The organism is Actinomyces bouchesdurhonensis (assembly GCF_900128465.1).
Taxonomy (GTDB): domain Bacteria; phylum Actinomycetota; class Actinomycetes; order Actinomycetales; family Actinomycetaceae; genus Pauljensenia; species Pauljensenia bouchesdurhonensis.
Genome location: NZ_LT635866.1, coordinates 265305 through 266983, shown reverse-complemented (window position 1 = coordinate 266983; position 1679 = coordinate 265305). Strand labels below are relative to the sequence as shown.

General features: G+C 65.6%; 2 protein-coding genes. Both read left to right on the top strand.

The genetic code is table 11. The features are described 5' to 3' along the window. On the top strand, positions 1-208 hold a 208-nt coding region (locus BQ7477_RS03660), incomplete at its 5' end, for a GH32 C-terminal domain-containing protein (protein ID WP_200783462.1). 211 nt (positions 209-419) lie between these two features. Next, on the top strand, positions 420-1679 hold a 1260-nt coding region (locus BQ7477_RS03655), incomplete at its 3' end, for a PTS transporter subunit EIIC (RefSeq protein WP_234968666.1).

Below are 1679 nucleotides of genomic sequence, written 5' to 3'. Positions count from 1 at the left end.
CCCCCACGGCGGCCGCCGTATCGTCACCCTGGAGGCGGGGGAGGCGCGCCGCGTGGAGATCCTGCACGACCGCTCGATCACCGAGATCTACCTGGGCGACGGCTCGCGCGTCTTCACGACCCGCACCTTCCTGCGCGGCGAGGGCGCCGGAGTGGCGCTCTCGGGTGCCGCCTCCGTGACGAACGTGAGCGCCGCGCGCGCCGACTGAGCGACCCGCGTACGAGGCCGTGGCTGCGCTGGTGGCCCCGGCCTCGTCGTATGTGGGCGGTCTCTCAGCGGCTTGCGTGAGATTTCCCCTTCATCACCTTGCCATAGTGAGGTCTGTCATCCTAATATGTCAATCGATTGCTACACACTGCCCAGCGCGCTGCGGACAATGACGTACTGCGTGGGTTTTTCAGAAAGGAATGTGATCAGCGATGGATCACGCCAAGGTGGCAGGGGAGGTCGTCGAAGCGGTCGGCGGCGCCTCTAACATCAGCGCAGCAGCACACTGCGCGACACGTCTGCGTCTGGTGATCGCAGACGAATCCAAGATCAACCAGCAAGCCCTCGACGACAACGAAGACCTGAAGGGGACGTTCGCCGCCGGCGGCATGTTCCAGATCATCGTCGGCCCCGGCGACGTCGACCAGGTCTACGACCACATGGTCGCCGACCACGGCGTGCGCGAGGTCTCCAAGGACGAGGCGAAGGAAGAGGCCGAGGCTGGCGGCAACATCTTCTCCCGCTTCGTCAAGATGATCGCGGACATCTTCGTCCCGGTCCTCCCGGCCCTGATCGCCGGCGGTCTGCTCATGGCCCTCCACTCGGTGCTGACGGCCAAGGGTCTGTTCGGCGAACAGTCCGTCATCGAGATGTTCCCGGCGCTGACCGACTACGACGCGCTCATCAACCTCGTGTCATCCGCTGCCTTCGCGTTCCTGCCCGTGCTCGTCGGTTTCTCGGCTGCCAAGCGCTTTGGTGGCAACACCTACCTGGGCGCCGCGATGGGCGCCGCCATGGTGTCGCCCTCGCTGCTGTCCGCCTACTCGATGACCGACGCCGCGGCCGCCGCCAAGTTCTGGGCCTACACGGACCAGTCCTCCGTGTGGAACCTGTTTGGCCTCGAGGTCACCAAGGTCGGCTACCAGGCGATGGTCATCCCCACCCTGGTCGTCACCTGGATCATGTGCCTCATCGAAAAGAGTCTGCACAAGGTCCTCAAGGGCACCGCGGACTTCCTGCTCACCCCGCTCATCACGCTGCTGATCACCGGCTTCCTGGCCTTCGTCGTCGTCGGCCCCGTCACCCGCGAGCTCTCCAACTACCTGACCCAGGGCCTTGACTGGCTGTACTCGACCCTCGGCGTCTTCGGCGGCCTTATCTTTGGCTTCTTCTACAGTGCCATCGTGGTGACCGGCCTGCACCAGTCCTTCCCCGCCATCGAGATCCCGCTGATCAAGCAAGGCGACGGTGACTTCATCTTCCCGATCGCCTCCATGGCGAACGTCGCGCAGGGCGCGGCCGCCCTGGCCGTCTTCTTCAAGACCCGCGACACCAAGCTCAAGGGCCTGGCCGGCGCCGGTGGCGTGTCCGCCGTCTTCGGTATCACGGAGCCCGCGATCTTCGGCGTCAACCTGCGTCTGCGCTGGCCCTTCTACTGCGCGATGGTGTCCGCCGCCATCGGCTCGGCGGGC